This is a genomic window from Streptomyces sp. NBC_01788 (genome assembly GCF_035917575.1).
GTDB lineage: Bacteria > Actinomycetota > Actinomycetes > Streptomycetales > Streptomycetaceae > Streptomyces.
Genome location: NZ_CP109090.1, coordinates 8,206,531 through 8,229,408, shown reverse-complemented (window position 1 = coordinate 8,229,408; position 22,878 = coordinate 8,206,531). Strand labels below are relative to the sequence as shown.

At 69.1% G+C, this 22,878-nt stretch carries 20 protein-coding genes and 1 pseudogene; 5 read left to right on the top strand and 16 right to left on the bottom strand.

The annotated features are described in order from the left end of the window. Nucleotides 1-27: 27 nt before the first annotated feature. The 4 genes from OIE49_RS36785 to OIE49_RS36770 all read right to left on the bottom strand — a co-directional run bounded on the left by OIE49_RS36785 (nt 28) and on the right by OIE49_RS36770 (nt 3,267). Nucleotides 28-1,497 (bottom strand): UvrD-helicase domain-containing protein, encoded by a 1,470-nt coding sequence (locus tag OIE49_RS36785; RefSeq protein WP_326800506.1) that lies wholly within the window; start codon nt 1,495-1,497, stop codon nt 28-30. Beyond that, a complete protein-coding gene (locus tag OIE49_RS36780; RefSeq protein WP_326800507.1) occupies nt 1,494-1,859 on the bottom strand; it encodes a hypothetical protein in 366 nt (121 codons plus the stop codon). The genes OIE49_RS36785 and OIE49_RS36780 overlap by 4 nt, the downstream gene beginning before the upstream one ends. Nucleotides 1,860-1,969: 110 nt before the next feature. Beyond that, a complete protein-coding gene (locus tag OIE49_RS36775) occupies nt 1,970-2,839 on the bottom strand; it encodes a DUF6083 domain-containing protein (RefSeq protein WP_326800508.1) in 870 nt (289 codons plus the stop codon). Between the two features lie 164 nt (nt 2,840-3,003). Beyond that, a complete protein-coding gene (locus OIE49_RS36770) occupies nt 3,004-3,267 on the bottom strand; it encodes a helix-turn-helix transcriptional regulator (protein ID WP_326800509.1) in 264 nt (87 codons plus the stop codon). Between the two features lie 176 nt (nt 3,268-3,443). On the opposite strand from OIE49_RS36770, the gene OIE49_RS36765 reads away from it, so the two are divergent. Both OIE49_RS36765 and OIE49_RS36760 read left to right on the top strand, forming a co-directional pair. Further along, nucleotides 3,444-4,490: a hypothetical protein gene (locus OIE49_RS36765; protein WP_326800510.1), complete on the top strand. Its 1,047-nt coding sequence runs from the start codon at nt 3,444-3,446 to the stop codon at nt 4,488-4,490. Nucleotides 4,491-4,675: 185 nt separating this feature from the next. After that, nucleotides 4,676-5,281, top strand: coding sequence for a hypothetical protein (locus OIE49_RS36760; protein WP_326800511.1), 606 nt, complete (start codon nt 4,676-4,678; stop codon nt 5,279-5,281). Nucleotides 5,282-5,420: 139 nt separating this feature from the next. Here OIE49_RS36760 and OIE49_RS36755 read toward each other — a convergent pair whose 3' ends face one another. Next, the gene (locus OIE49_RS36755) at nt 5,421-6,104 is read right to left on the bottom strand and encodes a restriction endonuclease (RefSeq protein ID WP_326800512.1); all 684 of its coding nucleotides are present in this window, start codon (nt 6,102-6,104) and stop codon (nt 5,421-5,423) included. A 1,207-nt stretch (nt 6,105-7,311) separates the two neighbouring features. On the opposite strand from OIE49_RS36755, the gene OIE49_RS36750 reads away from it, so the two are divergent. Further along, a complete protein-coding gene (locus tag OIE49_RS36750) occupies nt 7,312-8,784 on the top strand; it encodes a DUF2971 domain-containing protein (RefSeq protein ID WP_326806090.1) in 1,473 nt (490 codons plus the stop codon). Between the two features lie 281 nt (nt 8,785-9,065). Here the strand turns inward: OIE49_RS36750 and OIE49_RS36745 are convergent, their stop codons facing one another. The 6 genes and pseudogenes from OIE49_RS36745 to OIE49_RS36720 form a co-directional block, all read right to left on the bottom strand. Beyond that, a complete protein-coding gene (locus OIE49_RS36745) occupies nt 9,066-9,599 on the bottom strand; it encodes a CbrC family protein (RefSeq protein WP_326806089.1) in 534 nt (177 codons plus the stop codon). A 112-nt stretch (nt 9,600-9,711) separates the two neighbouring features. Further along, nucleotides 9,712-11,137, bottom strand: a pseudogene (locus OIE49_RS36740) (ISKra4 family transposase); the annotation flags it as partial. A gap of 384 nt (nt 11,138-11,521) precedes the next feature. Continuing rightward, a complete protein-coding gene (locus tag OIE49_RS36735; RefSeq protein ID WP_326806088.1) occupies nt 11,522-13,300 on the bottom strand; it encodes an SAVED domain-containing protein in 1,779 nt (592 codons plus the stop codon). Then, a complete protein-coding gene (locus tag OIE49_RS36730; protein ID WP_326806087.1) occupies nt 13,297-14,763 on the bottom strand; it encodes a HesA/MoeB/ThiF family protein in 1,467 nt (488 codons plus the stop codon). Before OIE49_RS36730 ends, OIE49_RS36735 begins: the two co-directional genes overlap by 4 nt. Then, nucleotides 14,760-15,764 carry a nucleotidyltransferase gene (locus OIE49_RS36725; protein WP_326806086.1) on the bottom strand — a complete coding sequence of 335 codons (1,005 nt, stop codon included), beginning with the start codon at nt 15,762-15,764 and terminating at the stop codon, nt 14,760-14,762. Before OIE49_RS36725 ends, OIE49_RS36730 begins: the two co-directional genes overlap by 4 nt. Nucleotides 15,765-15,857: 93 nt before the next feature. Next, nucleotides 15,858-15,998: a hypothetical protein gene (locus OIE49_RS36720; protein ID WP_326806085.1), complete on the bottom strand. Its 141-nt coding sequence runs from the start codon at nt 15,996-15,998 to the stop codon at nt 15,858-15,860. A 114-nt stretch (nt 15,999-16,112) separates the two neighbouring features. Between OIE49_RS36720 and OIE49_RS36715 the strand changes: the two genes are divergently transcribed. Together OIE49_RS36715 and OIE49_RS36710 are read left to right on the top strand one after the other, a co-directional pair. Continuing rightward, nucleotides 16,113-16,487, top strand: a complete 375-nt coding sequence (locus tag OIE49_RS36715; RefSeq protein ID WP_326806084.1) for a hypothetical protein — start codon at nt 16,113-16,115, stop codon at nt 16,485-16,487. 49 nt (nt 16,488-16,536) lie between these two features. Next, nucleotides 16,537-17,673 carry an ImmA/IrrE family metallo-endopeptidase gene (locus tag OIE49_RS36710; RefSeq protein ID WP_326806083.1) on the top strand — a complete coding sequence of 379 codons (1,137 nt, stop codon included), beginning with the start codon at nt 16,537-16,539 and terminating at the stop codon, nt 17,671-17,673. A 26-nt stretch (nt 17,674-17,699) separates the two neighbouring features. Here OIE49_RS36710 and OIE49_RS36705 read toward each other — a convergent pair whose 3' ends face one another. From OIE49_RS36705 to cas7e, 5 genes are read right to left on the bottom strand one after another with little or no spacing between them, the layout of a single operon-like run. Next, complete coding sequence (locus OIE49_RS36705; RefSeq protein ID WP_326806082.1) at nt 17,700-18,569, bottom strand: ATP-binding protein; 870 nt, start codon at nt 18,567-18,569, stop codon at nt 17,700-17,702. Then, nucleotides 18,566-20,152: a Mu transposase C-terminal domain-containing protein gene (locus OIE49_RS36700; RefSeq protein ID WP_326806081.1), complete on the bottom strand. Its 1,587-nt coding sequence runs from the start codon at nt 20,150-20,152 to the stop codon at nt 18,566-18,568. The genes OIE49_RS36705 and OIE49_RS36700 overlap by 4 nt, the downstream gene beginning before the upstream one ends. A 48-nt stretch (nt 20,153-20,200) precedes the next feature. Then, nucleotides 20,201-20,911: a type I-E CRISPR-associated protein Cas6/Cse3/CasE gene (gene cas6e / locus OIE49_RS36695; protein ID WP_326806080.1), complete on the bottom strand. Its 711-nt coding sequence runs from the start codon at nt 20,909-20,911 to the stop codon at nt 20,201-20,203. Beyond that, nucleotides 20,908-21,699: a type I-E CRISPR-associated protein Cas5/CasD gene (cas5e, locus tag OIE49_RS36690; RefSeq protein ID WP_326806079.1), complete on the bottom strand. Its 792-nt coding sequence runs from the start codon at nt 21,697-21,699 to the stop codon at nt 20,908-20,910. Before cas5e ends, cas6e begins: the two co-directional genes overlap by 4 nt. After that, on the bottom strand, nt 21,696-22,877 hold the full coding sequence (cas7e, locus tag OIE49_RS36685; protein WP_326806078.1) for a type I-E CRISPR-associated protein Cas7/Cse4/CasC: 1,182 nt from the start codon (nt 22,875-22,877) through the stop codon (nt 21,696-21,698). The genes cas5e and cas7e overlap by 4 nt, the downstream gene beginning before the upstream one ends. Between the last annotated feature and the right edge of the window lies 1 nt (nt 22,878).

The window sequence follows — 22,878 nt, the reverse complement described above, 5'->3', positions numbered from 1 at the left end:
GGCCACGTCCGTACATTGCCGGATTACTCAGACGGGTGGGCTGCCGTCGGGGTGGTGGTGGATCCAGGAGAGGCCGCCCAGGTCGAGGCGCTGGCGGGTGCGGGTGACCGCTACGTAGGCCAGGCGGGCTTCGGCGTCGTCGATGGGGTCGGGGGGTCTCGTGGTGCTTGTCTGTTCGTCGGTCGTGCTGTCGTTGGGTCGGGCGAAGTCGTCTGCGATGAGCACGCGGGGCCATTCGCGTCCTTTGGCCTTGTGGGCGGTGGAGACGGTGACCTGGGCGTGCTGTTCGGGTGTGAGGTGGGCGAGGGCGGTGAGGATGGCGTCGGGGCCGTGGGTGTCGACGAGGTTGACTAGGGGTTGCAGGTCGCGGCCGGCGGGGTCGTGGGCGGCGTAGTCCTGCAGGTCGCCCCAGCTGGGGAAGAGGAGCAGTTCGGGGTGGTGGGTGCGGTGGCCGTCTTTCAGGTCTCGGGCGGCGAGGGCCAGGGCCTGCAGGCTGTCGCCTCCGCCGGCGAGGGCGACCTGGTGTCCGGTGGCCATGAGGGTCATGACGTGGGCCATGGCGCCCATGTTGGTGCGGCACAGTACGGCGTCCGGCCGGGTGACGGGGCCGAGTTCGGTGGGCACCGCCGGGGTGCCGGTCAGGCGGATGGGGGCGTCGGCCAGGCGTAGCCAGCGGTTGGCTTCCGCGGCGAGGTCGGGGCCGAAGCGGAAGGACTGGGACAGGGTCAGGTGGGTGCCGTCGAAGCCGGTCATGATGTCTTTGGCGCCGCGCCAGTGGTAGATGGCCTGGGCGGAGTCGCCGACCATGACCAGTTGGGTGTGGTCGCGCTGGTTGAGGAAGATCTGTTCGACGACGGGGTTGGTGTCCTGGGCTTCGTCCAGGAGCAGGAAGTCGGCGTCGATGCGGGGGCGGGTGAGAGCCCAGATTTTCAGGTAGTGGTCGTGGTCGAAGCGGACGGCCCCGTCGTCCGGGTGTTGCAGGTCGGTCCAGGCTTTGCGGGCGAAGGGCACGATGTGTGCGGCGAGTTGGGCGTGGAGGTCGGGGTCTTCCAGGCCGCGCAGTGGGGGCACGTGGTGGGGGGTGATGGTCTCGTCGCCGGTGTGGCAGAAACGGGCGACGGTGCGAAGGGTGGCGTTGGAGAGGGCCTTCTGTGTCACCTGGCGCTCGCCGAGGTGCAGGTGCTTGGTGATGCCGAGGGCCTGGCCGGTCTGCCAGGCGGGGCGGCGGGGTGCGTTCAGGCGGCGGGTGTAGCGGCGGCCGACGGCCGCGTAAGCGAGTGCGTGTGCGGTCTTGCACTGGACAGTGTCCGGGAAGCGGGTGCGGGCGTCCTGGGCGATGGCCCGGTTGTAGGCGAGGTAGCGGCCGCGGCGTGTGGTGGCGTGGGCGAGGAGGGCGAGGGTGGTGGTCTTGCCGGTTCCGGCGCCGGCCTGGAGGGCGAGGTGGTCGCCGCTGTGGAAGGCGTCGGCGGCCGCGGCTTGTTCGTCTGTGGGGTTCATGGCCTGGGGCTTTCGGGGAGTTGGGTGAGTGCGTGGCCGACGGCGGCGATCAGGTGTGCGGGGCTGGTGTGGGCGAGGAGTTGGCGGACGGCGTGGTTGAGGCGGTCGGCTTCCTGGGCGGTGTGCTCGTCGAGGGCGCGGTGGATGGCTGCGTGTACGTAGCGTTCGGGGCTCTGGCCCGCGTGGCGGGCGTCTCGTTCCAGGGCGGTGTAGGCGGCCGGAGGGAAGGCGATGTTGAGCAGGACGTGTCCGTACGCGTCTGGGTAGTGGGTCGTGATCACGTCGATGGGCAGTCGGCCGGTGAGCTGCTGGCGCAGGCGGTGTGCGGCCCGTTCCGGGGTTTTACCGCCTGCCACGGCCATGAGGCGGCTGGTGTCGTGGTTGGCTGCGAGCGGCCAGTCTTGGCCAGCGCAGCGAAGCTCGGCCGCCGTCGCAGGCCGTGTCAGCACGATTTCCAGGGCGTGCTGCACTGTCACCGGCCCCCCAGCCCGCGTGCCGGAATGTGCGGCAGGCGGGTGCGGATGTGCGCCGCGTGCAGGAGGGGGTCGAAGACCTGCCAGTCGGCGAGGGTGAGATCGGGGGCGGTTCCGGTGGCGTGGGCGGGGCAGTGCTGGGCGCGCCAGCGTAGTTGGTGGGTGTAGGGCAGGTGGCTGAGGTCGTAAACAGCCATCGTGGTGCCGGGAAGGGCGAGTTGGCCGTGGTGGGGGCCGGTGGGCAGGAGTCTCCAGCGGCCCGCCAGGTGGCCGGGGGCGAGGACGGTGAGGGTGCAGCGGCGGCGTTGGCGGGTCTGGGCGACGCAGCGGATGTCTTCCAGGGGGCTGCGGCCGAGGTAGGGAACGAGGAGGATCCGGACGACGGGACGGATGGGCTGTCCGGCCTCGCCAGCTGGCGCAGCTGCAGGGGCCTGGGGGCAGGGCTGAGGGGTGAAGGCGCCGGTGTCGATGAGGCGGCGGGAGTGCACGGCGAGGTCACGGCGCAACGAGGTGAGCCGGGTATGGCCGATGTGGGAACGCAAAGGCTGCTGGGGACAGAGGACGGCGTGAGGGATGCGGCACCAGGCACTGCCGTCGTCGTGGGGGTGGGCGATGCCGCCGCCAATGTGCCAGCGGCAGGACGCCGGGGTTCCGACGACCGCGACGTCCGCAGGGTGCAGAGCGATGGGGCGGTCATCGTGGCGCGGGTACCAGTCGACGCGGTTGCCGCAGTGACGGCAGCGGCCGCTCTGCCCGGCGCGCAGCAGACGGCTGCGGCTGGCCGGGGCGATCTGCAGACCGCGACGGCGGGAGACGCGGCGGGGGCTGCCGTCCCAGTGACGGTCCGCGGGCAGGGGGTGGGAGTGCATGGCGGTGACCGTGCCAGGTGGCGCGCCGATGGCCGGGGGCGGCTTCCGGGGATGTCACACGATCGGCCCCATACATGGGAACAGCTGCCCGAGAGGTGGATCTTTCGTTCGATGCCGTCTCGCCCGGCCGGGTGATTCCTGTCCGTGTCCGATGAGCGGCCGGATCAGGGCTGAGGAGTGCCCGGGACGGGGTGACCTTCACACAGCGCGGTGAGGAAGCGTTCGATGGGGACGTCGAAGGCGTGGGCCAGCGCGTGCCAGGTGGTGACGGTCCCGGTGCTGCGGCCGTGCTCGAGGTCGATGAGGGTGCGCCGGGCCAGGTTGCTGCGTTCGGCGAGTTCGTCGTAGGTCCATCCGCGCTCGCCCCGCAGCCGCACGAGTTCGACGCGCAGCGCGTTGAGGTCGGGATCGGGCGGGATGATCGTCACCCCACCATCCGACGGTGCAGACCTCTGCCCCGTCAGTGCAGACCTCTGCACTTTCTTCCCTGGAGAGGATCGCGCGCCCCTGGTGCAGGGATCTGCACTACCGTGCGTCCGTCCGGAACGCCTGACCGCAGGCGATCCAGCCCTACGACACGAACAGACAGGAGGACGGTCGGCCGATGAGGCTCGGCGGTGCCGCGGTGCGGCGCATCTGGACGGTGGAACTGCATCCGCGGGCAGGCGGCCCCAACCTGGTCTGCGCCCAGTGCACCGCCCGCACGCCCGCATGCGAGGCGACTACCGCGCGGTCCGCCGCCCTGGCCCATCTGGCCTGCCACGCACGCGCCGACGCGCTGCCCGGGCACCTGCGCACCTGCCAGTGCCGGGCCCAGGGCTGCCGCTGGCATCCGCGCCACCGCGGCTGCGCCGGCCCGGTCCTGCTCGCCCTCACCCAGGGCCGCGGCGGCCGCGCCTGGCGGCTGGCCGACGCCTGCGCGGCCTGCGCGGCCGCGACCAGCCACACCGCCGTCGTCCCCGACACCCAACTCGGCAGCCCCCACTCCCCCGCCCCGTCGGTACCCGCACGTGGCCCACACCGGCTCGGAGCCGAGGAACACCTGCGAGCGCGGGAGACACTTACCTACCTCGCCGCCGCGCTGCCTCAGTTCACCTCCCCCGCCGCCCGCTTGCTCGCCGTCCAGTGCACGCTGCGCGCCGACGCCCGCGGTCACACCCGCCTGCCTGCGGGCCTGCTGCGCGGCATGCGCCTGCGCGGACGCAGGGAAGTCTGGGAGGAACTCGCCCACGCGGCCTGGCTGCGATGCCCCGACCTCAGGCCCACGCAGGTGGAGGTACAGCTGCTCGACGCCACCGTCCTGGACCAAGTTCCCGGCCGCAGATCACGCGGCCGCGCCGCCCACTGGGCACTGCTCCCCACACCGTTGCGCCTGCCCATGGCCTCGCCGCCTGCGCTGCGTCTGATCGCCTTGATCCTGTCCGCGCACAGCGCCGACCGCACGGTGTGCAGCATCGGCATGGATGTGCTCACCCGCCTGGGCGGGTATTCCTGGGAACAGACAGCCGAGTTGCTCGACCGGCTGGTCGCCCTGCGGGCGCTGACAGCATGGTGTCCCAACCGGGAGACAGACGAGGTGTTGTGGCAATCGCGCTCGCCTCACACGGAGCCGGGACCCCTCACGTGGCATCCGCGGCTGCCCCATCGATAAGAAGCTCTCGCGCCGAGACGATGTCCATCCGAGGGCACATGGCTCTGCGCACCGCACAGCGGAAACAGGGCTTCCCACCCGTAATATCGCTGGGCCGGAGCATACTGCGGCCAGAGCGTCCTTCCTGACGCGCCGCATCTGACCCAGCGAGGCTTCGCCAAGGTCAGGAACCCGAGGAGCGAGCGATGTCCGAAAGCACAACCCACAGCACCGAGTTGACTTCGCACTACGTCAGCCAGGTGACCAGCGACCTCGAACACAACGTCAAGGAGCAGGAACGCGTCACAACGGAACTCGCAGCACTGCACGAGCAGTTGGCAACGCTGCAGCGAGACCACACCGTCCTGCTCAACATGCAACAGGCACTTGGTGTCCCGGCCTCCCCACCCGAGCCGGCCAGCACCGGCAGCGCCACAGTTCCCTCCCCCAGGAAGAAGTCGGCGTCGGCATCCGGCACACGCCCGTCGGCGAAGAAGGCACCGTCGCAACGCTCCCAGGGCAAGACGGAGGCCGCGAAGACGGCGCAGCCCACTCTGGTCGACCTCATCCACCAGCATGTCGCCGAGCAGAGCGAGCCCCGTTCCGCGGCGGAAATCGCCGAAGTACTCAGGCAGGCCCACACCGAGCGCACCATCGACACCAAGGTCGTGCGCACCACTCTCGAAAACCTGGTGGCCAAGAGCCGCATCCACCGAACCAAGCAAGGCTCCTCGGTCTTCTACACCGCCGCTGGTACACCGGAACAAGAGGCAGCAGCTACGGACGAGGCCCAGCACGAATCCGCTGGATGAGCCACAGATATGCGGCCATTCACGGCTGCCCTCTGGCCTGCCACGCGGTGTGCGTCAGCACGCCGAGCATCAGCGGCCCTCTGTTGGCGACACGCTTCAGGACCTGCGGCATTCGATGCGGCGACTTCGGTGGATCCGCTCAGGAAAGGGAGGACGGTCTGCGGGGAGCGGGAAGTGCGGGCAGCAGTTCCCACAGGGGCCGACCCTGCGACGCCCAGGCCCCCAGCAGGTTGCGGTCGACGAGGTGGAGGCGCTGCTGGCGGGCGAAGGTACGGCCGGGCTGGGTGATCCTGCCGTTGGTCAGCATCACCACCACGTCGGCCTTGTGGACCGGGCGGCCCGTGCCGTTGAGGACCTGCAGCTCCGGCGTTCCCACGGCGGCACCGCGTTCACCGCCGCGGCGATGCTTGCACTGGATCACCCACCGGCGTCCCAACGGGTCAGTCGCTTTCACGTCCGCGCCCAGGTCTCCCTGCCCGCCGACCTGGACGGCATCGGTGCAGCCGTCCCGGCGCATGAGGTCACGTACGGCGAACTCGAACTGCCGGTCGGAGAGAGCGTCCAGTTGGGCCAGGCCGTAGCGCAGAGCGCGCGCCTGGACCTGTTCCCAGCGCATGCGCTCCGCCCGCTGGCGCCACCAGACGACGAAGGCCGGGACGGCGACGACAGCCGCCACGAGCAGCAGCCACCAGTGCGCGAGCAGCCAGTGGACCACCGCCACCACGAGAGCGATCGCCCCTGCCGCGATCACAGCCACAAGGACGAACTGGGCATCGTCCTGCTGCTTGCGGCGCGACTGGCGGGCGGGGCGGCGCCGGGTCATCGTCCGCCTCTCAGACGTGAGAAGTCGATCGGGTACGACACGGTCGGCGTGGGCACCACCCTGTGGATCGTGGGGGTATCGAATCTGACCGGGTACGACACCGTCGGGCTCGGCACGGCACGCCCCTCCCCGCCGGTACCAACACGGTCGTAGCGGACCGGGTAGGAGGCCTGGGGCTGGGGGCGGGTGCCGGATGCATCACCGGCATCCGCGCTGTTGCCATACCCGAGCACCACCAGCGCAGCGAAGGCGAAGATGGTCAGCTCCCGGCGCGCACCCGGCGCCCATCGGGTATGTCCCCGGACCGGTGTTCCGTCAGAACGCACGTACGGCCGCACGAATGGCATGCAGTTTCCCCCAGATGGTCGTCACGTCCCACAACGCGCTCCATGCTGACGGCCACCACGGACAACGAGGCGCCGGGATGTCCCCAACTACCCATTCTTCGGGGCTAGTTCACGCCATCACATGCACGCCCTTGACTATCGGTCGGCACTCGGCTGTGTACGCGCGCATGGCCGCTCGCGATCTCCGGAACCTGGCCGGGCGGCGGGTTCACCAGAGCGGACTGCGGCCGAGACCAGTCCACGGCGCGCACGGGCCCGCACTTGCCCCATGCGTGATCGTGCAGCCTGGCCGCGGCGGATTGCGCCATTCTCCGGAGCTGCGCACAGAAGGACGCCACGATGCCCTCTTCTCCGTACCGCCAGGCTGCGGCGCATCCTTGGTCCGGCGGCTCCAGATGGTCCCTCGCAGCCGCTGCGGTAGGACCGTTGGCGGCCGGGAGGAACGCCTTGGCTTTCGCTGGCACTCGCCGCATCACCCCCGCGACGGGCACGCCGAGTTCGTCGATCTCGACCTGGGCGACAAAGCTGACGTCGGCATCCTGCACTCCCCCGGCCCGAGCGAGCAGACGAGTCCCCCGCCGCGGAAGATCAGGCGACCCCGCAGCGGCCAGTACGGCCGCGCCACGCCGGTGAGGCCATCGGCCAGTGCCGACTCTGGAGCGGCGAGAGCCGTCAAGGCAGGTGCGACGGCTGGCGGTTGTAGCGGTCGATACCCACGCCCGATCGGAGGCAAGGAGTGGCATCGGCAGAACGGCGGCCACCTCCTTTGGGTAGGTGCATACACCCCCCGGTTATCGTCATGATGACGATTAAAGGGTAGGGTGCATACACCAGTTCAGGCCCCGGACGGACGGTGCGCGATGACCACAGATGCCCAGCCCCACAGCTCCGCGGCCCTCTCGGAGGCTGCTCTTGCCTTCGAAAGCCACCAGGAGTACGAGATCTGGAGCGCCCCGCGCACCCTGACGGGCAGCCTGTTCCACTACACGAACGGCAAGGGACTCTCCGGCATCCTGGCCTCGGGCAAACTCCGCCTGTCGCCTTATCAGTTCACCAATGACCTGTGGGAATCACAGCCCCACTACCCAAGCTTCAGCCAGCGCTCAGGTACGGGCCCCGGCCCGGACTTGGCCCTGTGGGACGAAGTCGACCGGCAACTGCGTCTGCACACCAAGGTCGGATGCCTGACCCAGGACGTGATCTTGCCGGACACCGTGACCAGCCCCGACGCACTGCGCGGCTGGGCCCACCTGGCACTGTGGGCCCACTATGGCGCGGGGCATGAGGGGGTGTGCCTGCGGTTCGACCGTGACCGGCTCGTCGAGTCGTTCCTCCACCACTCCGGCCCTGAGTCATTGGCCTTCCACGGACCCGTCCGCTACGTCAGCAGCCAGCACGGCCCCGCCATTGTCGGCATCGACATGGAGCAGGTCGCAGAGTTCGGGATCGACGCGATGTCACTGGCCTACGCTGAGGCCAACAAGGACCATCTGTTCCTCCGCAAGCACATCGACTGGAACAGCGAGAGCGAGTACCGGCTGGTGGTGCTGAACCAATCCGTGGACTACGACTACGTCGACATCCGCAGCGCCCTCACCGGCGTCGTCCTGGGCCAGGCCTTCCCGCCGGAGCGCCTGCCGGACCTGCTCGCCGCACTGGACGCCTACCCGGGCATCGAGATACAGCAGATCCGGTTCTTCAACCGCAGCCTGCACCTCCTTCCCTTCGAAGGAGGTGTTGAGCACTGCGTTCGGCCGGTGTCAGAGGTGGTGTGGCCCGCCGCGCGCAGAAGTGGATCCCTGGCAGAGCGTCTTCAGGCTCTGCGTTCGGCACAAACCGAGGCCGAAGCACGCGCCGCGGCTGGAGCTCTCGTGGCAGAAGAACATGCCGAGGCACTGGAAGAAGGCATCGGGGAACTGGCTCGTGAGCTGAGCAGCTGGCCTGGCACCGAGGTGGAAACCTACCCCCAGTCCAGGGCCGTCCCTCCGCAAGAGCACAAAGCCAGTCCGGGTGTCCCGGGCGAGGTGGTCCACTACCAGCGCGGCTTCATGTGCGTGGTGGAGAACCTCCCCAAGTACTCCCACACTCTGGTGGCGTCCGCAGCAGTCCAGGTACTCGACGGCCGGCGTCTGCGTCTGCATGCCGTCGTCACGACAGAGCGTTGGCTGCCCGACGGCAACCAGATCACCGAGCACTGGCGCGGCCGACAGGAGTGCCCCCAGACCCAGGCTCCGCAGACCGTGTCGGCCATACTGAACGAGCTGTCCAGCCAGGTGCGTACCGTCCGCCCGATGTTCAACCAGGCGCGCGACAGCGTCACCGGGGATGAGTAAGCATCGCAACCCCTGCAGTGCTGGCCTCCCCGGCCGCGATACCGGCGCATCCCCTTTCGATCCAGGCCCGTCTCCGGCCCGGCCGAGTCACTCACCTGGCTGCACGGCCTCCGGCCCTGGGGTGGCGACCGTCTGCTGTGACCGCGCTGGCGCCTGCGCCGAGGCAGCTCGTTCCAGAACTCCGCAGACACAGCAGGTCCAGACGGCCGGCCGGCTCGCCACCGGCTTCTGAGATGGGTGCAGTTCCTTTGAAGGGAAAGGCGCGTCTGGGCTGAGCGTGGCTATGAAGCGTCGGCGTAGGCGAGGTAGGTGCCGCAGACGGTGCAGCGGAAGAGCATGGCGCTCGCACCCTGCCCGAGGTGGGTCAGGAAGTTCTCGAGCCGGGATGCGTCGTGCCAACCGCCGATCCGCAATTCGGTTCGAAGCTGGTCGAGTGCGTCGGGGTGGGCGGCGAGTTCGGCGTATCCGACCTCGCCGATGAAGGCGGCTGCGTCGTTGCAGTGGACGAGCCAGTGCGGGTCTTGCCAGGCGTGGAAGCCGGGGGTGCGGCGGGTGACGTGCTCCAGGGTCTCCTCGCTGACACCGTCGAGCCCGTATGAGTCGGTGAATTCACCTTCGAATCGTTCAGCGGCGCTGCCGTCGGCGATGCACCAGGGGCAGAACTGCCCGCTGACGTCCTGGGCTGTGTAGAAGGCCGCGGTGTAGATCCACCCGGTGCTGCGCGCGCAGCAGGCGCAGGTCTCGGCACTCTCGCGGATGGATCCGCTTGCGACGGGTTCGGGGTGGTAGCGGAAGGAGGGCAGATTGGCGCTCACCGGCGAGCCTGCCTGGGCAAGGAGCAAGCCGCGTCGACGCGGGTGGTCTGCGCGTCGGTGGGCACGCCTGTGAACCTCATAGGTCGCAGTCTGTCCGCAAGCAGTCCCGTGATCAAGCGGCGAGGTCCAACCGCCGCTGGTCCGGGGCGGGGTAGAGGCGTTCGTGCTCACGTGCGGCGTGGAAGCGCCAGTAGGGATCGAGGTCGCCGTTGGAAACGATGGCGCGCAGTCGCAGGACGGCTTCGGCTCCGGGCAGGCCCCATCGGGCGCCGGTGATATCGAGGCGGTCGGCGATCAGGTGGCGGCAGGCGCCCTCGACCGCGCCGGTGCCGATCGGCCACCCGTTGTCGAGCGCGGTGTCGCAGTGGAGCTCATCGAGGTGGCCGGTCAGGTAGCTGTGGCAGGCGTCGATGGCCTCGCGCCGGGCGGCTGACAGTTGTTCCCGCTTCGCCTGGGCGGTCATCCTCGGCGGCAGCGCGAGCGGCGTGGCCCGAGAGGATCACGGTCAGACGGTCGGCCGCCCATGCCTCGGCCTCGGCGGTGCCCGGTTTGTGGAAGGCGTGGACGGCGGCCCAGACGTACTCGGCGACGTGCACGAAGTCCAGCAGCACGTGGACCGTGACGCCGCGTCGGCCGGTCTCGGCGCTGATCACGTCGAGCTGGTGGCGGGCGCCGTCGACCAGGACGATCCACGGCCTTAAATTTTTCGGGTCGCGTGCCTGGGCCTGGTCGAAGGCATCGGCGATGACCTGCTCGGGCGGGCGGACCAGCGAGGCGGTGCACCACTTGTTCTCTGCCCTGGGCCCCGGGCGGGCGGGGCGTTCGCCGCTTCGGCCGCCAGGCGGGTGGATCACATCGTGTGGACGCCTGCGCGCCGGACGAGTGTCGGAGACGCAGGCCACGGTCGCCATCCGCTTGCGGTTCGGCTTCTCACCCGGCGCGAGCCGGCCGCGATGGCCACCAGCTGTCCTGGCGGCGGCCCGGCGGGTGGCCTCCCGCAGTGCCTCCAGGCGCATGACCACGCCCTTGCCGTCCACCTGGACCACCAGCGGCATCTCGCGGCTGCACGGGCACGGGATGGGGATCCTCGTCCGGTAGGAGCCGTCGACGTCGACCGCGGCAGCGACCACGAGCTCTTCCAGCCTGCACTTGCCGAGCACGTTCCCGCAGCGGCGTGTCACCGCGTCGTGGGCCTGGTCGAAAGAGCCGTGGACGGCCTCGGTGACAGCGAGCCGCCGTAGTCCCGTCGAGTGCCGGCCTGCAGACAGGGACAGCTCCTGGTCAGCGGGGTGGACGTTGCCCATGCCCGGCCCACGGTGGGCGACCCGGGTGACCCGGACCATCCCGAACACGCTGGCCAGCCACCGCGAGTGCCCAGCCTCCCGCCAGGGCCGCACCCGCCCCTCCGGCCCGGTCACCGCCGGGCCGGCACCGGCGCGGACCTGGTTCTCTTCCTGCCTGGCCCGCAGGTCCAGGTGGTCCTGCAGCAGCAGGCGAAGCAGTTCTCGCCCGGCCGCGTCGAGGTGTTCCTCCAGCTCAACCTTTCCCTTCAGAGGAACCGCGCCCTTCGGGGTTCACCCCCGGCCCGGCCTCATGGTGGGTTAGGCCATGCACCGGGACCGGCGACAATCCTCGGCTTCGGATGCGTCGTCCCCGAGTGATCGACTCGACCACCACAGGGGCCCGCGCGGTAACCCGCGCCCCCGCGCTGTTGTCCTTGATCCGGCGGGTGGGCGTGACCTGCTGGCTTCGAAAGGATCTCCATGACCGGCAGTCGAACCGAACCGGCAAATGTCCAGCTCATCCTGTCCCTCGAAAGGAGCCCCACCCTCCGAGGTTGGCGGGCTCTCGCGCTCGGTCGCTGGCTCTTTTGTGCGCGCCAGAGCGAGACGGGACAGCACACTGCGCGTGTATCGCCGCGCCTATTGGCCGAGCAGGACCTGGGTGATCGGTCCGCCAGCCACACCTGGCTCAAGCACGAGAGCTGGGGTGTAGCGGGGCCTCCCAGGGGTCGCGCCGTCCCACTCGTAGACGACGGTACGCAGCGTGTTGAGGTATCGCCCTACGAGTAGGGCCATCGTGTACGGGCCGTGGAAAGCGAGATGCACCTCCGCACGGCCGCTGCGTGCGGCCAGCGCTTTGATCTGTTGCGCGGCAGCCGCGCTGAGGCGTGCGGCCTCGCGCGGGTCGAGTCGGTCTTCGTCGGCGACGGAGACTACGGCGGCCGCCGCGAAGCCGTCGCTGGACTCGTGCAGGAGCTGCTCGAATGCGGTCCGATCTGGAGCGGCAGTCAGGCTGACGAAGATCGCGATGCGGTCGTGGCTGTCGCACGTATCCGCTTGTTCGAGGTCAACTGGTTGCGTATGAAGTTCGCTGGTCAGCGGGTCGTCACCAGCTTCTGTGGACGTCCACAGAGCGCCGAGGGTATCGACCACCTCGACATTGCCGATCTTGGTCTCGGGCAGGGCCGCTCCCAAGGCCAGCGCTACCGACAGGTGAGCTCCGCCGGAGACGCGTACCGCTTTCGCATCGGCTGCGTACACGGCGTCGCTGACCAGAGGCAGCGTGGTCTGCAGGAGCGTGAGTCCCTCGCGCGAGGGCAGACCTCCGTCGCCGGCGGATCTGATGCGGATGTGCAGGTCGTCCTCGCCCGCGTCCATGGCGAAGGGCGCGGGACGGGTCTGTACTCGGATCGTGAAGGCGCGGTTCTCGCTGCGGATGGCGGACTTACGTTGTTCGACTCGGTGCATCAGCAGGTCCCGCACGATCTCGCTCTCGCCGGACGGCTGCAGCATGTTGCTTTGCTTCTTGTCGGCGAGGGTCCGAGAGGGAACGAGTCTCAGGAGTCGGTCCGGTGCCTCGTAGTCGCACTGTGTATTGCTTCCCGCTCTGGCGATCTTATTCGCGATGCACAGGCTGAAGGCGGGGTCCTCGTCCAGTTGAAGCAGCCGAGGCAGCTCACGTTCTCGGACGATGTCGCTGTGGACGATCTCCGGTGTCACGACGAGCACGGCTGCCGAAAGCCCTGTGGTCAGGGCTTGTTCGAGGCGATCGGTCGTCGTGCCTGGGCGCAGGTCGGTACGGTCTCTCCACACGACGAGACCGGCTGCCCTGAGCAAGTTCTCGATCGAATCGGCCTGCGGGGAGCCATCCGACTGCCGGTAGGAGATGAACACCGCGCCGTCACGCCGAACCGCATATTCGGGCAGTGGCCCCAGCGCCTCGAATCTCTGTGGTGGCGGAAGGACCGTTGCTGCCTTGCTGGTGACACGTCCCCATCGTTGGCGCCGCGCGATCAGTCCGGAGAAGGGATCCGCCCCGCCGGGAGCGTAAACGAGGAGTGCGATCGGGCCGTCGTGCTCCCGGGCTGTTGCCCGCATCGCAGCAACATCTATCGAGCTCGGTCCGGACGGTGCCGGATGGCTGTGCCACTCGCCGACGTAGCCGGTTGGATCGTCATCCACTCGCTCTGCAAGGAACTCTGCGAGGAGCGCGTTCGCCCTGACGTCATCGCGCACGTACCTGTGGGTGGACGCTCCTTGTCCGTCGACCACGAGGGCATGAGTGACAGCGAGGTTGGCGTCTTCCCGGTAGCCGAGGAGGATGCCACCCGTTTCCCGCGGCAGCTGCCGGGCGGTCGCGGACGCGATGGCCTCGTATGCCTCCTGGCGCAGCTCGATCCGTGGTGCCGGCCGGGTCACTGGTGGCTCCCTTGTGATGCGGAGTGGAGGTGACGCGTCTCCCCAGCAGGATGGAGTGGACTCTCCACGAGGAGGCCGATGGCGTGTCGGACGGTTGCCGCTGCTGCCTCGATCACCGCGTGGGGCGGCGTTGGGGAGATAGGGCTTCCGCAGCCTGCTTCGAACAGTAGCGGTGCCTCGGTATCGGCTCTGGTCGTCGAAGGCGGCAGCGGTGCGGCATCGCCGAGCGGTGGCAGTACGTCGATGCGATAGGTCCTGCCGTCGTTTTGAAGCGCCGCGGACAGGACCCGTGTGCCTACTGTCCGGGCGCTTACGTGCAGGAGCGCCGTGGTGGCGAAGTCGGCGGTGGCGTTCACGACGAGGTCGTGGTTCCGCAGATGGTCAACCGCGTCAGCGCCCGAGGTAAGCGCGCCATTGATGATGCCGATGCCGCTGGCCAGCGCCTCGTTCTGCCTAACGAGGTGTCGCTTGACCGCTTCGACTTTCGGCAGCCCGACCGTGTCGTGGCCCACGAGGTGGCGAACGAGGTTTCCCGGCATGACGACATCGTCGTCGATGAGAGTGAGGTAACGGACACCGGAGCGCACCAGCATGTCGGCAATGAACGATCCCAAAGCGCCGACGCCGACGACTGCGACCCTGGATTCACGCAGTGCGGGGGCGAGGACGCCTGCACGAGCGGACCGGGCTGCCTCGGTGTCTGCGCCCGAGCGCAGACGTGTGACGGCCGTGCCGCCCTCCTTCGTGGACGCTACGTCCAGCACGATCGCGCCCTCGTGGGTGCCGCGTCGGTAGATCAGCACGACAGCTGCGACCGACTGCTGACGAATTCTGCGGTCTAGCTCCGTGTTCGAGCCGAGCCGGGCGGAGATGTCTGCCCAGGTTCGCGGCGGCACGTCCACCTCGCCGAGGTCGGCTACATACCCGAAGCGGTCCTTACTGTGCTCAAGGGCCTTCCTGGGGCGGCTGCCGTTCCTGATCCGCATCGTGTTGTTGCTGGACGGGCTGAAGCGGACGGAGCGGTTGAGGTACTGGCCGAGGCCGCCGTAGAGATAAAGGCGCCGGTCCGCGGACGGCTGGAAGTACCGGTCGAGGTCGAGGTCTGGCCGATCGCCCGTCCAGCCGATGTCCGCGCGCTCGAACCACGCTGTGACGTGTTCCAGGAACGCCGGTGCCTCCGTCCACCACAACCCTTCATGATCATCTTCGGCGACCAGGCACAGACCGCCGTCCGGGTCGCGGTGCCAGGACCAGGGCACCGCGTCGTGCTCGACCGGCGCCACTCTCGGCGGCAGAAACGGGAAACGGGGCGGCAGGTCGATCACGACGCGGGTCGTGACCGCCGAGTGCGGGACCGGCCCTTCCCATCTTGCTTCAACCTCGCGGAACCCGGCGCGGATCAGGCCTTCCTCGAAGTGCTGCCGCGCGTAGGCGACATACTCGTCGAAGCCGACAGGGGTCACCCGAAGGTCCTCTTGCCGGCAGGAACGACGCGGGCGCCGGGCGAGATCGCGGATGCCTTCTTGCTGCCGTCCTCGTTGAAGCCGGGGGGCATCGGAAAGACCGTGTCCCCATCGCCGTTCGTTCCCAGCAGTTTCCGGAACGCCAGCGCGGCCTTGCCCGCGTCCTCCTCGTCGAGCGCAGCTTCTGCCGACGCTGCGGCGTCGGTGAACCGCGTCCGCGCGGTGTCCAGTTCGTCGTCGGTCGCGCGGATGCGGATGGTGTGCCCGGGCAGTGTCGGGTCGGTCACTGCGATGCCGTAGGTCACGAAGTTATCTATGATCTTGCTGACCTCCCGGAGTGCGCTGACGTAGTACTCCGCCTGGTAGTTGCCCGAGACTGCGCCTGAGGCGAACGCCTGGTAGGCGGCCATCTCGATGAAGAATCCGCCGGGCTTCTTCGTGCCGAGCAGGGCGCGACGCGTCTGACGAAGCAGTTTGATGGTCGGTACGTAGTACTCGTCGTGGTCCGCGTTCATCGTGCTCGACAGGTCCGTCAGCCCGTCGGGGTTGGTGCGCACCCACTCGTTCTCGTCGCCCTTTTGCGGGATCTCCCACGTTCCGTCGCCGTAGGGGCGGGCGGGCACCGCGTCGACGTAGAGGTCGTACTCCGGGAAGGAGACCTGCAGGCTACGATCCTGCCGCTTGGTGCGCCGGTGCCCGTCGGCGTCGGTGCCGAACTCCGCATGCAGGACCTTGAAAAATCTGTCGAGGATGTCCGTCGACGTGACGTCGCTCGGAACATCGGGCAGGCGCACGAACACGTCGACGTCCTTGATCCTCCGGATCGACACGTTGCGCTTGTAGGAGCCGATCAGGATCGGGCTGACGCCGTACTCGGCGAGCTTGGAGTCAGCCTTGAGGGCGTCACGGACGAGGCGATGCGCCTCTGGCGCGTTGGTCTTGTCGTCGCCGGGCTCGATGGAGCTCAGCGCATCCTTGAACTGCTGCTTGAGGTGAGCCATCGGGCCCTCCGATCCTGGTTGTGACTGCATCGGCCTGCCGAGCTTGCCTCACACCACTGACAATGCGAGGTCGGCTGCGAGGGGCATGGCCGCCTACTTCTTCCTGCCGCCCTTGCCGGCGCTCTCATTGGTCGTCGTCTTCGGGTGCCGCTTCACGGTGGCCTGCTTCACGAACCGGCCCGTGACGGCGCTGCGGCCCCGCTGGCCGTTGGATGCGCTGCGCTTGCCTGCCATGAGCTGTCCTCCAGATCTCCAGCGGCCGGCGGTAACACAGGCCACACCCTACTCCACAGTTTCATTTACCCAGCAGGTGCATGAAATCTTGTGGACCTTGATCGGGAGGATAACATGGAAGCAGTAGGTAAACGGAAAAGGATTCTGAGGTCGCTGGTGGAGATCGTCTTCGAGGACGCCGAGCTCGCCCGTGTCTGCAACAACGGCCCTGCCCGCAGGGACCGTTTAGGCCCCGACGGAGCGACCACCCTGCTCCGGCGTCTTGGCCAGATGTCGGCCGCCCACCACCTGGCTGACCTGCGGCACATTGCGGCCACGCGGCTGCGGCCCGCAGCCAACGGGGACTGCTTCACTCTGCTGGTGTCGCTCGGTGATCACGGCGATCTCGTGGTCCGCCCGCGCGACGACCCGCCCGACACCCTCGACGACGGCACCCTGAACGAGCACGCCGTACGCGGTGTGATCGTCGCAGCGATCCACCGCCCCTGACCCCGCCACCAGGCCCGCCCCGCAGCCTCGCCGACCGAGAGGCACTCACGTGACTCCGCCCTCCGCCCCGCACCCGTTCGCACCGGATGAAGTCCTGCCTCCGGGCGACACACTGAAAGAACAGCTCGACGCCCTCGGCATCCCCCAGGCGGACCTCGCCCGCCGCACCGGACTGTCGACCAAGCACATCAACCAGATCGTCCAAGGCAGCGCCGTCCTCACCCCCGAGACTGCCCTTCTGCTGGAGCGGGCCGTTGGAATCCCGGCTTCGCTGTGGAACCAGATGGAGGCCGCCTGGCGCACCCACGTCAGCCGCACCCAGAGCCGTGAAGCTCTCAGCCACCGCCTCGACTGGCTCGACCGCTTCTCCCTGCAGGAGCTGGTCAAGCGGGGCATCCTGCCGACCAAAGAGCGCACGGTGGACAATCTCGAGCATCTGCTGGCGTTCTTCGGTGTCGCCGACCCCGAGGTTGCAGAGAACGTGTGGGGCAGCTACCGGACCGCCTTCCGGCGCTCCACCGTCCTCACACCCGACGACTATGCCACCGCCGTCTGGCTGCGCCAGGCCGAACTCAGAGCACGCGAAATCCCCTGCGCACCCTACGACCGTGCAGCCCTGCTTGAGCTACTCCCCCAGCTACGCGCCCTGACCGTCGAGGAACCCGCCGTCTGGCGCACCGAAATCCCGCACCTGTGCGCCCAGGCCGGCGTCGCGGTGGTGTTCGTTGCCGCACCCCCCAACAGCCGCGTCTCCGGCGTCACCCGATGGCTCACTCCGGAAAAGGTCGGAGTCGCCCTCAGCGGCCGGTTCAAGAAGGACGACCACTTCTGGTTCACCGTCTTCCACGAGCTCGGGCATGTCCTCCTGCACGGCAAACGCCTCACCTTCATCGACAACACAAACCGCGACGACGACACGACCCCCGAAGGAGACCGCAGCGAGGACGAAGCCGACGCATTCGCCAGGGAAACCCTCATCCCCCCCGAGCACGCGGCCGCCTACAAGCAACTCGCCCAGCGCCCTATGCCCTTCACCAACATCACAGCCTTCGCCCGCCGGGCCGGCATCGCCCCGGGCATCGTCGTCGGACGCCTCCAGCACGACGGCGTCCTGGACTGGAAATACGGCAGCAAACTCAAACGCCCCATCGAGATCAGCCTCTCCGGCGATCTCACCGCGGGCTAGATGTGCCCAGACGCCGGGGCGGCGCTTCAGTCGGTGTGACGTTGGGTGGGGTCGAGGCGGCTGAGGACGGCGCGCATGAGGTCCCGGCTGTAGGGAGGGAGCGGTGCGGCCGCGTCGTGTGGAGTGGGCGGGTTCGTCGGCCCCGTGCTTCCGGCCCCCATCGAGCCGGGGCCGCCGTGCTGTTCCTGGAGCAGGTAGGTGATTTTGGCCCACTGGCGGAAGTTGCCGTGGCAGGCGACGTCGTCGATCCACAGCAGTTCGTCGGTGGGTACGTCCGCCCACAGAGGGTGGTATTCGGGGATGACGGTGAGGACTTCGGCCGGGGTGAGGGGCTTGTAGCGCTGCCAGACGAGGATGCGGGAGTCCAGCGCCGGACGGTTTTTGATCTTCTGGTAGCAGGTTTCGGCGCCGACCAGGACGACGGCGAGGCGGGTGTCTTCGTCGTCCCAGAGCTCGCGGATGAATTCGAAGGCCCGGGTGTCGAGCCACTGGGCTTCGTCGACGACCAGGACGCGCGGGGTTTCCGACAGGGCTTCCTTGAGGATGGTTTCGCAGCGGGTGCTGTTGAGGGGGGCCTCGCCGGGCAGGTCGAGCTTTTTGTACAGGGCGGCGCGCAGGGCCTGGATTTTGGCGGAGCCGACTTTGATGCGCAGGGTGGTGTGGGGGGCGAGGTCGTCGAGGTGGCTGTTGACGGCGAAGGTCTTGCCCAGGCCGACGCCGCCGTGGACGCACATGATGGCGCCCTTGCCGGCGTCGGCGTTGAGGGTGGTGACAAGGTTGGCGTAGGTCTCTGCGCTGGCCTGGGTCAGCATGGCGCGGGCGCCGGGTAGGCCCATGTAGTGGTAGTTGGGGCCGGCGGTCGGCTGGTTCTCGGGCGTGGTGGTCGGGTGGGTCACTCGGTGTCCTGGGGTTTGGGGTCGGGCCGGGGTTTGGTCCAGCGGGCGGAGTCGGGCTGGGGCCGGTTGAGGAGGTCGGGCCGGGCTTCGGCGTGCAGGTGGCCTTCCGGTGTCTGCAACTGGCGTAGCTGGGCGGCTGCCTGGCTGGCGGTGAGCCGGTTGAGGGGTTCGGGCGCGGCGGTGACACTGGTGGCGGCGTAGCGGGGTGTGGCGTTTTTGCGTGCTCGGCGGGCTTTGGCGGCGTAGCGGTCGGCTTCACGTCGGCGGGCGTTGTGCAGTGCACGGGCTTGGCGGGGGCTCATTTCGTCGCTGCGGAAGGCGGGGCCGCGGTAGGTGAGGGTGTCGGCGTCGTAGAGCTCGACGCGGTGGTAGTGGTGGGGTTCGTGGCGCAGGCGGACCATCTCGCCGGCGCTTGAGTGGCCGTGCATCCAGTCGCCGACGTAGTAGGCGCTTTTCCAGCGGACGCCCTTGCTGGTGATCTTCCGGGGTGGGCCGGCGTCGGTGAGGGTGTAGGTGTGCAGGTCTGCGGGGTCGAGGGTGTCGATGGGGGTGAGGTCGGCGTGCCAGGCCTGGGCGGGGGTGCGCCGGTGGAGGCGGGCGATGGTGTGGTCGTTGTTCCACCAGTCCACCCAGTCGAGGACGATGGTGATGAAGGTTTCGTAGTCGAGGAGTTCGTGAAGGGCCCATAGGGGCTGGCCGCGGCGGTCGCGGCGGCTTCGGGGGGTGTGGGCGTAGCCGGGCAGTCCTTTGAACAGCATGTGCTTGGCGGCGCCGTTGATGGCTTCGACGGTGCCTTTGAGGTGGGGGCTGTAGGGCGGCAGGACGATCAGTTCGGTGCCGAACTTTTTGAACGCTTCGTCCACGCACTTGCCCAGGAAGTCGCGGCCGCGGTCGGTGCGGATCTTGCGGGGGATGCCGCCGAAGGGCCGGTGGTGATCAGTGCAGAGGATGGCGTCGCGGGCGGCGGCCAGGATGGCGTCCTGGCTGGGCTGGTGGGGGGTGATGGCCAGACCGCAGATGACGGCGGTGGTGTGGTCGATGAACCAGGTGATCCAGGGTTTGCGGCGGCGTCCGTCGATGTTGACGAAGACGCTGGCTTCGACGTGGTCGGTCTCCCATACGTCGTTGCGGTTGCCGTGCGGGCGCAGGGCGTGCACGTCGTGTCGGCGGCGGGCGGCTTCGCCTCCTCTGAGGGCGGCACGCTGGCCGGGCGTGAGTTCCCGGTCTACGGCGCGGTAAAAGGTTGCCTGGGATACACGGGGCGGGTTGCCAAAGATGCCATCGCCGACGAGTTCGCGGTAGGTGGCTGCGGCGTTGCCGTTCCATCGGGCCAGGGCTTCGTGCATGGCCGGGGTGAGGGTGAAGTGGCGGCGGCCTTGGGGGGTGTAGGTGCCGTTGTGGGTGGTGGCGTTGTCCATCCAGCGGCGCACGGTGCGCCAGTGGACGGTGAAGGCGGCGGCGACGGTACGCACGTCGTAGTGGGTCAGGCGTTCGGCATTACGCAGGCGCAGTAGGCGGCGTACGGCGGCGGCGCGCAGGGAGGTGGTGTCGTAGGGGCCGTCGGGTGGTGGTGTGGCGGGCACGCGTCGGGGTCTTTCTTGGGGTGGTGGACGTCGGGGGGCGCGGGTGGGTCAGGCGGGGGCGAGGGTGAGCAGGCCGGCGCCGTAGGGCTTGCCGCGGCCGATGCCGGTGAGCAGGGCGTGGCTGAGTTGGTCGGGGTCGGTGATGGTGGCCAGGCCGTCGAAGCGGGTCAGTGCGTGCATGGGGCCGGGAGAGTGGGCTTGTTCGCCGGGCTTGTCGGCGCGGCGGCGTGCGCGGGGGAAGCGGGCGGGGGTGATGTCGGTGGTGGCCAGGGTGAGGCCGGCTTGGTGGGCGCGGCGCTGCCACCAGGCGAGGGCGTCGTCGCCGTAGAGCGCGACGATTTTCCGGCCGTGCTTGTTGTCGACGGGGTGGTGGTCGTCCAGGACGCGGCGGGCGGCGCTGGCGTTGGCGGTGATGCGGTAGCGCACCGCTCGGCCGGGGGTCAGGGCCTGGAACATGGGGTGCAGGGGTCGGGTTTCGGCGGTGCCGTAGTGGTGGGGCAGGCGGGTGAGGTCGGGCGGCTGGTGGGACTGGACGAGCAGGGTGGGTGGGGTGTCGTCGGTGGCGTCTTCCAGGCGGAAGAGCAGGCCGGCCTGCTGCCGGGGGTTTTCGCCGAGGTCGTCGGGGGCCAGGAGCATCACGCTCTTGTGCAGCCTGACGGCGTCGGCCAGGTCACGGCGGGCGGCCGGGCTACGGCGGTTGAGGCGGATGCGGGTCAGTGTCGCTGTGGTGGCGAGGGCGGCGGTTGGGGTGCTGGTCACGGGGTGGCGTCCTGGTGGATGTAGGCGGTCAGTTCGGTGAGTGCGGGGGGTGGGGCGTACAGGGCGGCGGGCAGGTCTTCGGTGGTGTGCCAGGTACGGCGGGTCTTGTGGAAGCGCCGTGTGGGAGTGAAGTCGTTGGGGACGTCGGCGACTTCGCGTTCGCTGTGCGCGGCAGGCACGTGGGAGGGCGGGTGTTCCCAGACGAAGGTGACCGGCACGGTGCTGTGCCCGGGGCCGGGTGGGGCGCTCAGGGCGAGCGGGACGTGGTAACGGAGTTCACCGACGGGGTCGGGGTGCGGGCCGCGCAGGACGAGGGGCTCGTGGGGGACGCAGGCGCGCCGGCCCAGGTAGGGGGCGAAGGCGGGCTGTTCGAGCCGGTGGACGAGGTGTTCCAGCAGCCGGTCGGGGCCTTGCACGGCGAGGGTGAAGACGGCGTCGGCGAGGTAGACGCGTTCGCTGACGAGGGTGGATTTCTCCGCGGGGCGGTACGCGCCGCTGCTGGTGTGCAAGCCCTTCTGGTGGCCGCGGCCGCCGCCGACCGTGTGGAAGTCGGTGTGGCGGGTGCCGGGCCGGTCGACGCGGACGGTGAACTCCAGGTCCGTGTACGGGACTTTGCCGGTGGCCGGGTCGGGTGCGAGGGCTTCCTCCCGGGCGCGTCCGTCGGCGGCAGCGAACATGCCGATGAGGGCCGAGCGGGAGGGAAAAGGGAGGGTGTCGCGGTAGTGGAAGGCGGCGTGTTCCCCGAACGACATCAGGGGCGCGGCCAGGCGCAGCAGGATGCCGTTCATACGGTCGCGGCCGAGGGCAGGGCGGCCGTCTCGGCGAGCGCGTCGATGAGGTCGTCGAGGCTGGCATGGGCGGTGCCGAGGTGGTCGACGGGCTCGCTTTGGAGGGCGGTGTAGCCGGAGCCGATGAGACGGCGGGTGCCGATCATCCGGTTCAGCTGGCCGGCGTGCTCGGACAGGGCGTGGACGGCGGGGGCGGTGTAGCCGCCGCCGTGGGCGGGCCTGACGGGCTTTTCGAATGCGCCGGCGTAGGAGACGGAGCGGCGGTCACGGATCGCGTAGTGGATGAGGTGCGGGTAGGTGTGCGGGGCGGTGGATGTCTTCTTCGCGCCGGGCATGGCGTCGGCGAAGGCCTCGGCGAACAGGGCCAGCAGGTGCAGGGCCTGCTTGTGGTCCCCGTCCAGGTTGCGGGTCAGTTCGGTGAGGTTGACGGTGGCGAAGCGGTAGAACAGGCCGCTGGTGAAGAACGCGGTCTGCAGGTGGGCGCTTCCGGCTTCGTCGTGATCCGACCAGTCGTCCACCGCCGTGAAGTAGTCCGGCTGGGAGGCGCCTTGGTGCACGGTGAAGGCGTGTGCCATCTGCACGGCGCCGTCCACGTGGGCGCCGCTGATCTCGGCGAGCATGCGGCCGAAGAGGTTGATGGTGGCGGTGCGGCGGCGGATGAGTGCGGTGACCGTGCGGGTGGGCAGGACGGCGTCCGGCTTGGTCCTCCTGGCCTTGGGCTTGGCCTGTTCGGCGATATGGGCCGCGAGGGCTTCTTCGAGCTGCGGGCGGTGTTCGGTGCACAGGGCGGTGAAGTCGTCGAGGACGTCGCGCGGCAGGTAGAGGGTGGCTGAGGTGATGCCGTTCTGGTTTTCCTCGGTCTTCAGTCCTTCCCGGGTGGCCGAGCGCACGATCTGGGCTCCGGCGAAAGCGGCGAGAGCGTCGGGCCAGCCGGCTGCGCGCAGCCTGTCGGCCACCCTCAGGGGCACCTTGCGGGTGCGGGCAGCGTGCTCGTCGAGGACTTCCTCCAGCCACAGGCGGACGGGCCGCTTCCAGGACTGGGAGGACGCCATGGGCCGGACGACGCCGCCGAATTCCATGGTTTTGGGCAGGTCGTCCTGCCCTCGGTTGAGGAGGGAGGCGCCGACCGGGTGCAGGGCGTGGAAGTCGGCGTAGCGGGCGGGGGCGTAGGCGGCCATG

Excerpts from the sequence above, each read along its gene's own strand:
- OIE49_RS36750 (WP_326806090.1), top strand. The coding sequence starts at position 7,312 with ATGACCACAGATGCCCAGCCCCACAGCTCCGCGGCCCTCTCGGAGGCT.
- OIE49_RS36725 (WP_326806086.1), bottom strand. The coding sequence starts at position 15,764 with ATGGCTCACCTCAAGCAGCAGTTCAAGGATGCGCTGAGCTCCATCGAG.
- OIE49_RS36785 (WP_326800506.1), bottom strand. The coding sequence starts at position 1,497 with ATGAACCCCACAGACGAACAAGCCGCGGCCGCCGACGCCTTCCACAGC.
- cas7e (WP_326806078.1), bottom strand. The coding sequence starts at position 22,877 with ATGGCCGCCTACGCCCCCGCCCGCTACGCCGACTTCCACGCCCTGCAC.
- OIE49_RS36775 (WP_326800508.1), bottom strand. The coding sequence starts at position 2,839 with ATGCACTCCCACCCCCTGCCCGCGGACCGTCACTGGGACGGCAGCCCC.
- cas5e (WP_326806079.1), bottom strand. The coding sequence starts at position 21,699 with ATGAACGGCATCCTGCTGCGCCTGGCCGCGCCCCTGATGTCGTTCGGG.
- OIE49_RS36720 (WP_326806085.1), bottom strand. The coding sequence starts at position 15,998 with ATGGCAGGCAAGCGCAGCGCATCCAACGGCCAGCGGGGCCGCAGCGCC.
- OIE49_RS36755 (WP_326800512.1), bottom strand. The coding sequence starts at position 6,104 with ATGACCCGGCGCCGCCCCGCCCGCCAGTCGCGCCGCAAGCAGCAGGAC.
- OIE49_RS36760 (WP_326800511.1), top strand. The coding sequence starts at position 4,676 with ATGTCCGAAAGCACAACCCACAGCACCGAGTTGACTTCGCACTACGTC.
- OIE49_RS36780 (WP_326800507.1), bottom strand. The coding sequence starts at position 1,859 with ATGGCCGTGGCAGGCGGTAAAACCCCGGAACGGGCCGCACACCGCCTG.
- OIE49_RS36715 (WP_326806084.1), top strand. The coding sequence starts at position 16,113 with ATGGAAGCAGTAGGTAAACGGAAAAGGATTCTGAGGTCGCTGGTGGAG.
- OIE49_RS36765 (WP_326800510.1), top strand. The coding sequence starts at position 3,444 with ATGAGGCTCGGCGGTGCCGCGGTGCGGCGCATCTGGACGGTGGAACTG.